Origin of the sequence: Thermus brevis, from assembly GCF_026427635.1 — a bacterium.
Classification (GTDB): Bacteria; Deinococcota; Deinococci; order Deinococcales; family Thermaceae; genus Thermus; species Thermus antranikianii.
The window spans coordinates 2,265,197-2,277,332 of record NZ_CP102606.1; the positions used below are offsets into that span (position 1 = coordinate 2,265,197).

Genomic DNA, 12,136 nt, shown 5'->3' on the forward strand with positions numbered 1-12,136 from the left:
CCTACTCCTTGATCTCATGGGGGAAAAGGGCCGCGAGGAAGTAGGCCAGCAGGATGGCCACCCCCGGGATCACCGCCACCAGGAAGCGGAAGGCCAAGCCCGGGTTCGGCCCGGGATTTTCCCCGCTCACGTACCCGAAAAGGGGTCCAAGGAGGGCGAAGGAAAGCCCCACCAAGGCCCCCGAGGCCCGGCCAAAAAGCCCCACCAGGCTGTAGTAGGCTCCTTCCCGCCGGGTGCCCGTCCTCTCGGCGTCCAGGTCAATGACCTTGGCCATCACCACCTCCCCCGTGACCCGCACCCCGGCAAACCCCACCCCCACCAGGGCGCCCACCAGGATGGCGGGAAGGAGGCTTTGGGGAAGGAAAAGGAGCAAGGCCGCCACGCCCATGAGGAGGTGGGCGAGCCGCCAGGCCCTCTTGCCCCCCAGGGTCCTTGCCAGCCGGCCCCAGAGGAAGACCGAGGGTATCGCCACCAGGAAAACGGCGGCGAAAAGAAAGGTGGTGGCCCCTTCCGGCAGGCCCAGGCTGTGCTTGGCATAGAAGGCCATCCCCGTCTGGATCACCATGCGCCCGAACTCAAAGAGAAGCCCCACCAAAGCCGCCACCCAGAAGGCCCGGTTCGCCAGGACCAGCCGGAAGGACTCTCTTAGCCCCAGGCCGCTTTCCGCCCTGGGGTCCTCCTGGATGCCCGGGAAGAACCACGAGAAGGCCATAAGGGCAAGCCCAGCGAAGAGGAGGGCCATGCCCAGAAACCCCACCTGGGCATAGACCAAGGGGGCCAGGGCGATTCCCAGGATCAGGCCAAAAAGCTCCGTGCCCCGCTTCAAGGCCGCGGCTCCCGCCCTCTCGCCAAGGCCCCGGAACATCTCCGGGAAGAGGGCCCCGTAGTTGGTCCAGACCACGGTGGCCATGGTTTCATAAAGGACGATGCCCACGGCAAAGTAGTAGGGCAGGACCTGAGGGGAGCGGGCCCAGTCCGGCACCCAGAAGACCAGGAGGTAGAAGAGAAGAAACAGGGGAACACCCACAAGAAGCCAGGGCCGCCTGCGGCCCAGCCGGGTCTTGGTGCGGTCGGAAAGGTGGCCAAACAGGGGGTCGTTGATGGCGTCCCAGAAGGCATACACCGTGCGGGCCAAGGCATAGAAGGCGGCGGAAAGGCCGAGCTTCTCCAGATAGAAGAAGGCCAGATAGGTGCCGAAGCTTTCGGAAACCAGGGTGAGGCCCAGCTGCCCTGAGGCGTAGCGCCACTTTTTCATGACGCCCCCCAAAGGACTTCCCGCACGGCCCGCCAGGTGAGGGGGTAGAACTCGGAAAGGACCCGGCGCACCTCGGGGTGGGCAAGGGCGAAGTAGTCAGCTTCCCGCGTCCTCCAGTCGGGAAGGGCCCGGCCCTCGGGGGTAGGGAGGGCGCTGTGGTGGACCAGGTAGTAAAGGCCAGGGGGGAGGTTGGCCAGGTCCAGGTAAAAGCCAAGCCGCTCCTCCGGGGGAAGGCCATAGGGGTCCAGGAAGCGCACCCTGGGGAAGGGCACCTGGGCCATGAGCCTTTCCAGCTCCGGCAAAAATACAGGCGGGACCCCCAGGCCCTCGAGGCTCTCCGGGATCAAGGGCACCAGGCGGTATTCCTCAGCCAGGCGCACGTAGATCCCCGCCAGGTCGGGGCGAAGGACCGCCCCCTGGTGGGTGTCCAGGTGCGTGGGGGAAAAAAGCCTTTTCGCCGCCTCAATCTGGGCCCTTAGCTCCCGCTCCACCTCCTCGAGGCGGGCATTCTGCCAGAGAACCTCCAGAGAAGAAGGGAAATACCCCGCTTCGTCCCGAAGGCTTTCCCCCGGCGTGAGGGGCCGCATCCTGGGGGCAGGCCACTCGCTGGTGAGCACCAGGTGCACCCCGAGATCCTCCCCCCTGACCCCGCTGGCCCAGGCCCCCGGCACCATCACGCTCCCCGTGGGAAATCCCAGGGCCTGGTAGGCTCCGTTTTGCGCATGGGTCAGGCCCAGGTCATCGTGGTGCAGGAGGAGGACCCGCCGCCCAAGAAGCCCAAGCCGCTCCAGAAGGTCCATAAAAACCCCCTTTCCCTTCGGATTCCATCCTAGCGCACCGCCAGGGAAAAAAGCAAAAAGGGGCTTGGCCAAGCCCCTCGAGGGGTTAAGCCCCTCACTCCAGGGCCAGTTCCACCAGCCGCCTTAAAAGCTCGGGGTAAGGTAGACCCCCGGCGGCAAAAAGCCTGGGGTACATGCTGGTGGGGGTGAAGCCGGGAATGGTGTTGATCTCGTTGAGGTAGACCTCCCCTTCCACCAGGAAAAAGTCCACCCGGGCCATGCCGCGGATACCCAAAAGCCTGTAGGCTTTCAAGGCCAGCTCCTGCACGGTTTCCTGGGTACCGGGGTCCAGGGGGGCAGGGATCAAAAGCTCCGCCCGGCCCGGGGTGTACTTGGTTTCGTAGTCGTAAAAGGCCGCCTGGTAGCGCACCTCCCCCACGGGGCTGGCCTCGCCAAAGATGTTCCCCAGAATACCCACCTCCAGCTCCCGCACCCCCGAAAGCGCCTGCTCCACCACCGCCTTCTGGTCGTGGCGGAAGGCCTCGGCCAAGGCCTCCTCCAGCTCGGCGTAATGCTCCACCCGGCGGATGCCGATGCTGGAACCCGTGTTGGCGGGCTTCACAAAGAAGGGGGGGTCAAAGGGGATAAAGGGGCGCTCCCCCTGATAAAGGGCCACCCAGGGAACCACGGGAATCCCCGCCTGGGCCAGAATCCTTTTGCTTAAGTCCTTATCCATGCAAAGGGCGCTGGCCGCCACCCCCGCCCCCACGTAGGGCTTACCCAGGATTTCCAAGAAGCCTTGGATGGTGCCGTCCTCCCCCCACCTTCCGTGAAGCAGGGGGAAGACCACGTCATACCGGCTCCAATCCAAAGGGGGTGGAAAGGCGTGCCGGCCGATAGGGGCCACCTTGGCCCTCAGAGCGGCAAATGCCTCCTCCCCAAGGAGCCACCCGCCGTCCTTGGCGATCACGGCAAGCTCAGTGGGAAAGGGCATGTGCTCCAAAACCCCCTGGGCGGAAAGCAGGGACACCTCGTGCTCGGGGCTTCTTCCCCCGGCGATGAGAAGGACCTTTGGCGCGGCCATGCCTAAAGCTTAGCCCTTTTCCCCCAAGCCCTGGGAAAGATCCAGGCCGTTAAAACGGCCCGCACAGGGAGGAAGCCCCTCCTTCACCCAGCAGAGCACGGCTTCCTTGGCCGCCTCGAGGACCCGCTCCACCACCGGCCACTCCTCGGGAAGGAAGGGGGAAAGGACATACGCTGCCCCAAGCTCCCGGGAAGGGGGCTTGCCAATCCCTAAGCGCAGGCGGTGAAAGGCCTCGGTCCCCAAGGCCTGGGCGATGGAGGCCACCCCGCGGTTTCCCGCGGGGCTACCCCCTGCCTTGAAGCGCAAGCGGCCCAGGGGCAGGTCCATCTCGTCGTGGACCACCAGAAGGCGCTCCGGGGGGATCTTGTAAAAGCGGACCAGGGGAGCCACCACCTGGCCGCTCAGGTTGTAGTAGGTGAGGGGCTTGAGGAAAAACCCCTTTTTCCCCTCCACCTCCACCTCGGCCAGGAGGGCCTCCCCCCTTTCCCGAAACTCCAGGCCCAGCCGGTCCAGGACCATGAAGCCCAGGTTGTGGCGGGTCCTGGCGTACCGCTCCCCTGGGTTTCCCTGGCCCACCACCAGGAACATTCCTGCCCTCCGCAAAAAGGGGGCGAAAACGCCCCCCTTCCTTCCGCCAGCGGCCAATCCCCTTCCCAGGGTCCCCGCCCGTCAAGTACAGGACGGTACTACTCCTCCTCTTCCTTCTTGCCCTTCTTGATCACCTCGGGCTCGGCAGGAGCCTCGGGGGCCTCCACCGCAAGCTTCTCCACATCCTCAGGAGGCACCACCGCAGCAATGGTTTCCTCCGGGGAAATGGCCAGCTTAACCCCTTCCGGAAGCTTGAGGTCGGCGGCGTGGAGGCTATCCCCGATGCCCAGGCCCGAAACATCCACCTCGATGAACTCGGGGATGTTCCGTGGGGAAACCCGCACCAGGATGTCCCGGTGCACCTCCTGCAACACGCCTCCTTCCCGCACCCCCTGGGGCGTGCCCACGAAGCGCAGGGGAATGTACATCTCCACGGGCTCGTCGGAGAGCACGTAGAAGTCCACGTGCTCGGGACGGCGCCGGCGCTTGTCCAGGTTCACCTGGCGCACCAGGGTGGGCAGTTCCTGGCCGTCGGGGAGTTCCAGGACGATCACGTGGTGGATGGAAGCCTGACGGAAGACCTTGTCGAACTCCCCGAGCTCCACGTAGACCTTACGGTTCAAGTGCTTATTGTAGATGACGCCAGGGAGCTTCCCCGCCCGGCGCAAGGCGGCGGGCTTCTCCCCTTCCCGGTACTGGGCCTTCAAACGGTATTCCATGTCTCCTCCTCAACCTCCCAAAAGGCAAAGGCCCCCTAGGGGCACACTATGGGAAAGCTTATCACACCCCCCGGCCCTCCTGCCACCTCAGATCAACGCGCTCACCGACTGGTTGGTGTGCACGTGCCGGATGGCCTGGGCCAGAAGCTCGGCGGTGGAAAGCACCGTGTACCCTCCATCCCTTAAGGGAATGGTATCGGTGAAGATCACCTCACGGATGGCGGGATGGGAAAGGTTTTCCCTGGCCTCCCCCACCAGGACCGGATGGGTGGCCATGACCACCATCTCCGGCAAGGCCCCAGCCAGCAGGAGGGCCTCCACCCCCCGCCTTATGGTCCCCCCGGTGGAAACGATGTCATCAATGATCAAGGGCCTCTTTCCCAGCACCTCCCCGATCACGTAGGTGACGGAGGTTTCCCTGGGGCCGTGGCGGCGCTTGGCCAGCATGGCAAAGGGCAGGCCCAGCCTCTCGGAAAGCCGCCTGGCCTCCTCCGCCCGGCCCGCATCCGGGGAAACCACCACGCCGTTCTCCGTATAGCCCTTCTCCTGGAGGTAGCGGGCAAAAAGGCGCACCGCCGAAAGGTGATCCACGGGGATATCGAAAAACCCCTGGATCTGGGGAGCGTGGAGGTCGATGGCGATCACCCGGTGCACCCCCACGGTTTCCAGGAGATTGGCCACCAGCTTGGCGCTCACGGGCTCGCGGCCCTGGGTCTGCTTATCCTGACGGGCGTAGCCGAAATAGGGGATGACGGCGTTGATGCGGCCCGCAGAGCTCCGGCGGGCGGCATCCGCCAGCAGGAGGAGCTCCATCAGGTGGTCGTTCACCGGGGGACTGGTGGGCTGGATGAGGTACACATCATCCCCGCGCACGCTTTCCAAAAGGCGCACCCTCACCTCCCCGTCGGGGAAGCGGTCCACCACCGCCTTTCCCAAGGGAACCCCCAGGGCTTCCGCCACCCGCCGGGCCAGATCGGGGTGGGCGTTCCCCGTGAAGAGCTTGATCTCCACCTTGCCCCTCCCTTTTCAGTATGCCAAAAGAGCCTGGGCCAGGAAGCCAAGCCGCCTCGAGGCCGCCTGCAAAAAGGCCTGGAAGTCCCTGGCCGCCTCCTCCCCCGCCCCATCGGTCACGGCACGGATCAAGGCCATGGGATGCCGGAAGCGCCAGGCCACCATGAGGGCCGCGGCCCCTTCCATCTCCACCGCCTGGGCCCCGTGGAGCCGGGCCAGCCTCCTTGCCTCCTCCCTATCCGCCAGAAACCGGTCCCCCGTGGCCACCACCCCCCGCTGGGCGGGAAAGCCTAAGGCGGAAGCCGCCACCTCAGCCCGGGCCAGAAGGCCAGGGTCCGAGGGGAAAAAGCGCACCCCAAAGGCCGTCTCTCCGGGCTCCCGACCAAAGGGGGTCAGGTCCACATCCCACTGCACCGCCTTCTCGGCCAAAAGGAGGTCCAGGGCGCGAAGGGAGGGGTCCAAGCCCCCCGCCACCCCCAGGAAAAAACTTTCCCTGGGAGCAAAGCGGGTTAGGACATGGGCCACGGCCAAGGCCGCCGCCACCTTGCCCACCCCGGTTTCCGCCACCAGCACCCCGGGGGCCTGATGGAGGGGAAAGGGCGCCTCGAGGGCCTCCCTCGCGCCCAAGGCCTCCCTTAAGGCCTCCGCTTCCTCGGGCTCCGCCGCAAAGAAAGCGATCACCTTTCCTCCAGGGGAAGGGTGGCCTGAACCTTCAGTCCTTCCCTCAGCACCTTCTCTGCCCAGGCCTTGGCCCCTTGGAGGTCGTGGTCGCGGTAGTTGCCGCACTCCCTGAAGCTGGCCCCGGGAATGGGCCCCTGGTGCAGGAGAACATCCCTTAAGGCCCGTTCAAAGGCCACCAAAACCCTTTCCTCCTCCAAAGGGCCTTCCACCACCAGGTAAAACCCCGTGCGGCACCCCATGGGGGAAAGGTCTATGACCCCTTCCAGGTGGTCGCGGAGGTAGCCAGCCAAAAGGTGCTCGAGGGTGTGCAAGGCCCCCGTGGGCAGGGCTTCCCGGTTGGGCTGGGCCAGGCGCAGGTCGTACTTCTCCACCAGGCCACTCCCCACCGCCTTCCTCCCCGCCAGGCGGACATAAGGAGCCTTCACCTTCGTGTGGTCCAGGGCAAAGCTTTCCACCTCGGCCATGGGTTTATCCTACCCTGCTAGACTGGCTTCCATGGTCCTGGTCCTGGACTTCGGTTCCCAATACACCCGCCTCATCGCCAGAAGGCTCCGCGAGCTTCGGGTCTTTTCCCTGATCCTGCCGGGGCGGGCGAGCCTGGAGGAAATCCTTAAGCACAAGCCCCAAGCCCTAATCCTCTCCGGCGGACCCAACAGCGTCTTTGACCCCGATGCCCCCCGCCCCGACCCCCGGGTGTTCACCCTCGGCCTTCCCACCTTGGGCATCTGCTACGGGATGCAGCTTCTCGCCCAGGAGCTTGGGGGCAAGGTGGAGCGCGCGGGACGGGCAGAGTACGGCAAGGCCCTCCTCACCCGCTACCAGGGACCCCTCTTCAAAGGCTTGGAGGGCGAGGTCCAGGTCTGGATGAGCCACCAGGACGCGGTGACCGAGCTTCCCCCGGGGTGGCGGGTGGTGGCGGAAACCGAGGAAAACCCCGTGGCGGCCATGGAAGCCCCGGACGGAAAGACCTTCGCCGTCCAGTTCCACCCCGAGGTGGCCCATACCCCCAAGGGGATGCAGATCCTGGAAAACTTCCTGGAGATCGCCGGGGTAAAACGGGACTGGACTCCGGAGCACGTGCTGGAAAGCCTGGTTAAGGAGGTGCGGGAAAGGGTGGGCGAGGACCGGGTGCTCCTGGCGGTTTCCGGCGGGGTGGACTCCAGCACCCTGGCCCTCCTCTTGGCCAAGGCCCGGGTGAACCACCTGGCGGTCTTCGTGGACCACGGCCTCCTGCGCCTGGGGGAACGGGAGGAGGTGGAAGGAGCCCTTAAAGCCCTTGGGGTAAACCTCCGGGTGGTGGACGCCAAGGAGCACTTCCTTAAAGCCCTTAAGGGGGTGGAAGACCCCGAGGAAAAGCGCCGGATCATTGGGCGGGAGTTCGTGGAGGTCTTCTCCCAGGTGGCCCGGGAAGCAGGCCCTTTCCGCTTCCTCGCCCAGGGGACCCTCTACCCCGACGTGATCGAGTCCGCCGGGGAACAGGGAGCGGCCAAGATCAAAAGCCACCACAACGTGGGCGGTCTTCCTGAAGATTTGAAGTTCGAGCTCCTCGAGCCCTTCCGGCTCCTCTTCAAGGACGAGGTGCGGGAACTCGCCCTGCTTCTCGGCCTTCCCGACCCTATCCGCCTGCGCCACCCCTTCCCGGGGCCGGGCCTGGCGGTGCGCATCCTGGGGGAGGTCACGGAGGAAAAACTGGACATCCTCCGGCGGGCCGACGATATCTTCATAAGCCTTCTAAGGGAGTGGGGGCTTTATTCCCAGGTGGCCCAGGCCCTGGCCGTCCTCACCCCCGTGCGGAGCGTAGGGGTGGCAGGGGACGAGCGGAAGTACGGCTACGTTCTGGCCTTAAGGGCTGTGACCACCGAGGACTTCATGACCGCCGACTGGGCCAGGCTGCCCCTGGACTTCCTGGACGAAGCAGCCCGGCGCATCACCCGCAGGGTGCCGGAGATCGGCCGGGTGGTCTACGACCTCACCTCCAAGCCCCCCGCCACCATAGAATGGGAGTGATGGGCGAACCCGCCAAGGCCCTAAAACCCCTTTCCTTGGAAGAGTATCTGGCCTGGGAAGCTCGGTCTGAAACCAAGCATGAGCTGGTGGAGGGCCTGCCCTACGCCATGGCCGGGGCCAGCCGGGCTCACGCCCTTTTAACCACCAACCTGGCCCTCCTCCTGGGCCCCTTAGCCCGTAGGCAGGGATGCCGCCTCTACGTGGCGGATATGAAGCTCAAGGTGGGGGAAAGGACCGTCTACTACCCGGATCTCATGGTGGTTTGTGCTCCCCCGCCCGAAAACCCCTACTACGAGGAAGCTCCCTGCCTGGTGGTGGAGGTCCTTTCCCCAAGCACCGAAGGTATAGACCGGCGGGAGAAGCTTTGGCGGTATCTTTCCCTGCCTTCCCTGCAAGGGTATGTATTGGCGGATATCCGGGAAAGGCGAATAGAGCTTTATCAAAAAAAGGCCACGGGCATCCTCTATCAGGTCTTCACAGAAGGGGAGGTACCCTTGCCCTGCCCCCAAGGAACCCTCTCCTTGGAGGAGGTCTATAGCGGGATTTCCCTGGAAACACTTCAGGAAGACTAGCTCGATTGCCGAACTGGAACTCCTGGGCTATCCTGAGGGGGAAAGGAGGCCAAGATGCCTACCTTTATCGTTCTCAGCACCCTCACGGATGACGGCGCCGAGACCCTGGTGAAAAACCCCGAGCGCATCAAGGAAGTGAACCGGGAGCTGGAGCGGGACTTCGGGGTCAAGGTGGTGGCCCAGTACGCGGTTTTGGGGCCTTATGACTTCGTGAACATCGTGGAGGCGGAGGATGCCCTGGCGGTGGCCCGGGCCATGCTCCACCTCTCGGCCAGGGGAAGCGTGAGGACCACCACCCTCGAGGCCATCCCCGTGGCTGACCTCATCGCCAAGCTCAAGTAGTGGAGGTTCTGGAAACCGCCGTCTACGCCGAGGATCTGGAGAAGGCCCGGGCCTTTTACGAGGGGGTCCTGGGCCTTCCTTGCTTCCAGTACCAGCCCCCGCGCCACGCCTTCTTCCGGGCGGGGAAGGGGGTCTTTCTGGTTTTCAACCCCCATCACGCGGCAAAGGAAGAAAAGCTTCCCCCCCCACGGGGCCCAAGGAAGCGTCCACGTGGCCTTTAAGGTGGCGGAGGAGGACCTCCCCTTTTGGGCTAAGAAGCTCGAGGAAGCGGGCTTTCCCGTCTGGTGGGCGGACTGGCCCCGGGGGAAAAGCCTTTACACCCGCGACCCCGCGGGAAACCTGGTGGAGCTGGCCCCCGCCGACATCTGGGGCCTAGAATGAGGGCATGGCCACCCGGTACCGCTTCGGGGTAGGGGAGTTTGAACGCCTCTTCCAGGGGGTGAAGCACCTCGAGCTCCTCGAGGGGGAGATCTACGAGATGAGCCCAATTGGTCCTAGGCATGTTGGCACCGTCGCCCGCTTAACCCACCGCTTGGTGGAGCTATTTGGCCACGAAGCCGTGATCCTAGTCCAAAGTCCCCTGCGCCTTTCCCCCGACTCCGAACCCGAGCCCGACCTTCAGGTGCTGAAGCCCCCCCTAGAACAGTACAGCGAGCGCCTCCCTGAGCCCCAGGACGTCCTCCTCCTCATAGAGGTGGCCGACACCAGCCTGGACCACGACCGCAGGAAGCTCGCCCTGTATGCCAAAGCAGGCATCCCTGAGGTCTGGATCGTGAACCTGGTGGAAAACCTCCTGGAGGTCTACCGCCATCCCCAAGAGGACCACTACCGCCTTAGGGAAATCCTCTTCCCCGGCGAGGCCAAGGCCCCCCTGGCCTTCCCCCATCGGCCCATCCCCTGGTCGTGAAGCAGGTGGAGCTTTTCACCGATGGGGCCTGCCTGGGAAACCCCGGCCCTGGCGGGTGGGCGGCGCTTTTGCGCTACGGCAGCCACGAACGAATGTTTTCCGGAGGCGAGCCCTGCACCACCAACAACCGCATGGAGCTCACCGCCCTGCTGCAAGGGCTTAGGGCGCTCAAGGAACCCTGTGAAGTACACCTCTTCTCCGACAGCCAGTACCTGGTGAAGGCCTTAAACGAGTGGCTCCCCGCCTGGGAAAAAAGGGGGATGCGGAAGGCGGACGGCAAGCCCATAGAAAACCGCGACCTCTGGGAAGCCCTTATGCCGGAGCTCAAACGGCACCGGGTGGTGGCCCACTGGGTGCGTGGACATGGCGGCCACCCGGAGAACGAACGGGTGGACCGGGAGGCCAGGCACCAGGCCCAGCGGCAAAAGGCCCTGTCCCAGACCCCTTGCTCCCCTGAGGGGGCTACGCTTTTTCCCCGATAAGCAGAAAAACGTTATACTAAGGCCATGCTAGGCCAGCCCACGAGCCGCCTCGAGAGCAAGCTCCGCCCGGAGGAGCGGGAAGGTCCCGTCTACAAGGCCAATAAGGACGCCTGGGTGGCCCTGGTGCGGGACTTCAGGGAAAGCCTGGAGAAGGTGCGCCAAGGGGGCGGGCCCAAGGCCGTAGAGCGGCAGCACAAAAAGGGACGCCTCACCGCCCGGGAGCGCATTGCGAGGCTTTTAGACCCGGGCACGGAGTTCTACGAGCTCATGGCCTTTGCCGGGTGGGGGATGTACGAGGAGTGGGGCGGGGCCCCGGCCGGAGGGGTCATCACCGGCCTCGGGCAGATCCAGGGCCAGACCTGGATGATCATCGCCAACGACGCCACGGTGAAGGCGGGGGCCTTCTTCCCCATCACCGCCAAGAAGGTGATCCGGGCCCAGACCATGGCGCTGGAAAACCGCATCCCCACCCTGTACCTGGTGGACTCCGCCGGGGTTTTCCTACCCCTACAGGACGAGGTCTTCCCGGACCAGGACGACTTTGGCCGTATCTTCTACCTCAACGCCCGCATGTCCGCCCTGGGCATCCCCCAGATCTCCGCCATCATGGGCAACTGCGTGGCCGGGGGAGCCTACCTCCCCGTCATGACCGACATCCTCATCATGACCGAGGGAAGCGGCCTCTACCTGGCGGGCCCAGCCCTGGTGAAGGCGGCCATCGGCCAGGAGGTCAACAGCGAGGAGCTGGGAGGGGCCCGCATGCACTTTGAGGTCTCGGGGACCGTGGACTTCTACGAGCCGAACGACGAAGCCGCCATAGAAAGGATCCGCCAGCTCATCGCCTTGTACCCGCCCCCCAGGCTCGCCCCCTGGGCAGAAGGGCGCAAGAAACCCAGGGAACCCCTTTACCCCGCCGAAGACCTCTACGGCCTCATCGCCCCTGACGGCAGCCGTCCCTACGACCTTCGGGAGGTGATCGCCCGGCTGGTGGATGGCTCGGAGTTTCTGGAGTACAAGGGGGGATACGGGGAGACCCTGGTCACGGGCTTTGCCCGCATCGGGGGTTTCCCCGTGGGCATCGTGGGCAACCAGCGCCTCATCCTGAAGAAGAAGGGACGGATCGAGGTGGGTGGGGTGATCTACGCGGAGGCGGCGGACAAGGCCGCCCGGTTCATCCTCGAGGTGAACCAGATGAACATCCCCCTCCTTTTCCTCCAGGACGTGACGGGCTTCATGGTGGGGAAGGAGTCGGAGCAGGCGGGGATCATCCGCCGGGGAGCCAAGCTGGTCAATGCCGTGAGCAACTCCGTGGTGCCCAAGATCACCGTGATCCTGGGAGGCTCCTTCGGAGCTGGAAACTACGCCCTGGCGGGCAAGGCCTACGCCCCTAGGTTCATCTTCGCCTGGCCCAGCGCCAAGTACGCGGTGATGGGAGGAGCCCAGGCGGCCAAGACCCTCTTGGAGCTGGAGGTGGAAAAGCTCAGGCGGGAGGGGAAGGAACCCTCTGACGAGGAGCTAAAGGAGCTTTACGAGCGCATCAAGGGCCGCTACGAGGAAACCCTGGACCCCCGGTACGCCGCCGCCCGGCTTTGGGTGGATGGGATCCTCCTCCCCCACGAGACCCGGAAGTGGCTTATCCGGGCCCTCGAGGCCTGCGCCTTAAACCCCGAGCGGGAGCCTTTCCGCACCGGGGTCTTCCAGGTGTAGCC

The 12,136-nt window shown here is 64.9% G+C and carries 14 protein-coding genes and 1 pseudogene; 7 read left to right on the plus strand and 8 right to left on the minus strand.

What is annotated here, in order from left to right; all coding sequences use genetic code 11:
- Position 1: 1 nt before the first annotated feature.
- The 8 genes from KQ693_RS12155 to KQ693_RS12190 form a co-directional block, all read right to left on the minus strand.
- On the minus strand, positions 2–1,255 hold the full coding sequence (locus KQ693_RS12155; RefSeq protein ID WP_267261454.1) for an MFS transporter: 1,254 nt from the start codon (positions 1,253–1,255) through the stop codon (positions 2–4).
- Positions 1,252–2,055 carry a carbohydrate deacetylase gene (locus KQ693_RS12160; protein WP_267261455.1) on the minus strand — a complete coding sequence of 268 codons (804 nt, stop codon included), beginning with the start codon at positions 2,053–2,055 and terminating at the stop codon, positions 1,252–1,254. Before KQ693_RS12160 ends, KQ693_RS12155 begins: the two co-directional genes overlap by 4 nt.
- Before the next feature lie 94 nt (positions 2,056–2,149).
- The gene (gene ddl / locus KQ693_RS12165; protein WP_267261456.1) at positions 2,150–3,118 is read right to left on the minus strand and encodes a D-alanine--D-alanine ligase; all 969 of its coding nucleotides are present in this window, start codon (positions 3,116–3,118) and stop codon (positions 2,150–2,152) included.
- A 9-nt stretch (positions 3,119–3,127) separates the two neighbouring features.
- Complete coding sequence (gene pth / locus KQ693_RS12170) at positions 3,128–3,706, minus strand: aminoacyl-tRNA hydrolase (protein ID WP_267261457.1); 579 nt, start codon at positions 3,704–3,706, stop codon at positions 3,128–3,130.
- Positions 3,707–3,804: 98 nt separating this feature from the next.
- Positions 3,805–4,425: a 50S ribosomal protein L25 gene (locus tag KQ693_RS12175; RefSeq protein ID WP_015717808.1), complete on the minus strand. Its 621-nt coding sequence runs from the start codon at positions 4,423–4,425 to the stop codon at positions 3,805–3,807.
- A gap of 87 nt (positions 4,426–4,512) precedes the next feature.
- Complete coding sequence (locus KQ693_RS12180; protein WP_038070190.1) at positions 4,513–5,436, minus strand: ribose-phosphate diphosphokinase; 924 nt, start codon at positions 5,434–5,436, stop codon at positions 4,513–4,515.
- A 15-nt stretch (positions 5,437–5,451) separates the two neighbouring features.
- Positions 5,452–6,117 carry a 5'-methylthioadenosine/S-adenosylhomocysteine nucleosidase gene (gene mtnN / locus KQ693_RS12185; protein ID WP_267261458.1) on the minus strand — a complete coding sequence of 222 codons (666 nt, stop codon included), beginning with the start codon at positions 6,115–6,117 and terminating at the stop codon, positions 5,452–5,454.
- Entirely contained in the window at positions 6,114–6,581 is a 468-nt protein-coding gene (locus tag KQ693_RS12190) for an S-ribosylhomocysteine lyase (protein WP_267261459.1), read from the minus strand. Before KQ693_RS12190 ends, mtnN begins: the two co-directional genes overlap by 4 nt.
- 31 nt (positions 6,582–6,612) lie before the next feature.
- Between KQ693_RS12190 and guaA the strand changes: the two genes are divergently transcribed.
- The 7 genes and pseudogenes from guaA to KQ693_RS12225 all read left to right on the plus strand — a co-directional run bounded on the left by guaA (position 6,613) and on the right by KQ693_RS12225 (position 12,134).
- Positions 6,613–8,124 carry a glutamine-hydrolyzing GMP synthase gene (gene guaA / locus KQ693_RS12195; protein ID WP_267261460.1) on the plus strand — a complete coding sequence of 504 codons (1,512 nt, stop codon included), beginning with the start codon at positions 6,613–6,615 and terminating at the stop codon, positions 8,122–8,124.
- Positions 8,124–8,696, plus strand: a complete 573-nt coding sequence (locus tag KQ693_RS12200; RefSeq protein ID WP_267261461.1) for a Uma2 family endonuclease — start codon at positions 8,124–8,126, stop codon at positions 8,694–8,696. The genes guaA and KQ693_RS12200 overlap by 1 nt, the downstream gene beginning before the upstream one ends.
- 54 nt (positions 8,697–8,750) lie before the next feature.
- Entirely contained in the window at positions 8,751–9,038 is a 288-nt protein-coding gene (locus tag KQ693_RS12205; RefSeq protein WP_219759014.1) for a glutamine synthetase/cystathionine beta-lyase binding protein, read from the plus strand.
- Positions 9,038–9,419 (plus strand): annotated as a pseudogene (locus KQ693_RS12210) (VOC family protein). Before KQ693_RS12205 ends, KQ693_RS12210 begins: the two are co-directional and overlap by 1 nt.
- Positions 9,420–9,423: 4 nt before the next feature.
- Complete coding sequence (locus KQ693_RS12215) at positions 9,424–9,945, plus strand: Uma2 family endonuclease (protein WP_267261462.1); 522 nt, start codon at positions 9,424–9,426, stop codon at positions 9,943–9,945.
- Positions 9,942–10,427, plus strand: coding sequence for a ribonuclease HI (gene rnhA / locus KQ693_RS12220; protein WP_267261463.1), 486 nt, complete (start codon positions 9,942–9,944; stop codon positions 10,425–10,427). The genes KQ693_RS12215 and rnhA overlap by 4 nt, the downstream gene beginning before the upstream one ends.
- A gap of 24 nt (positions 10,428–10,451) precedes the next feature.
- Complete coding sequence (locus KQ693_RS12225) at positions 10,452–12,134, plus strand: acyl-CoA carboxylase subunit beta (protein WP_267261464.1); 1,683 nt, start codon at positions 10,452–10,454, stop codon at positions 12,132–12,134.
- The last annotated feature ends 2 nt before the right edge of the window (positions 12,135–12,136 follow it).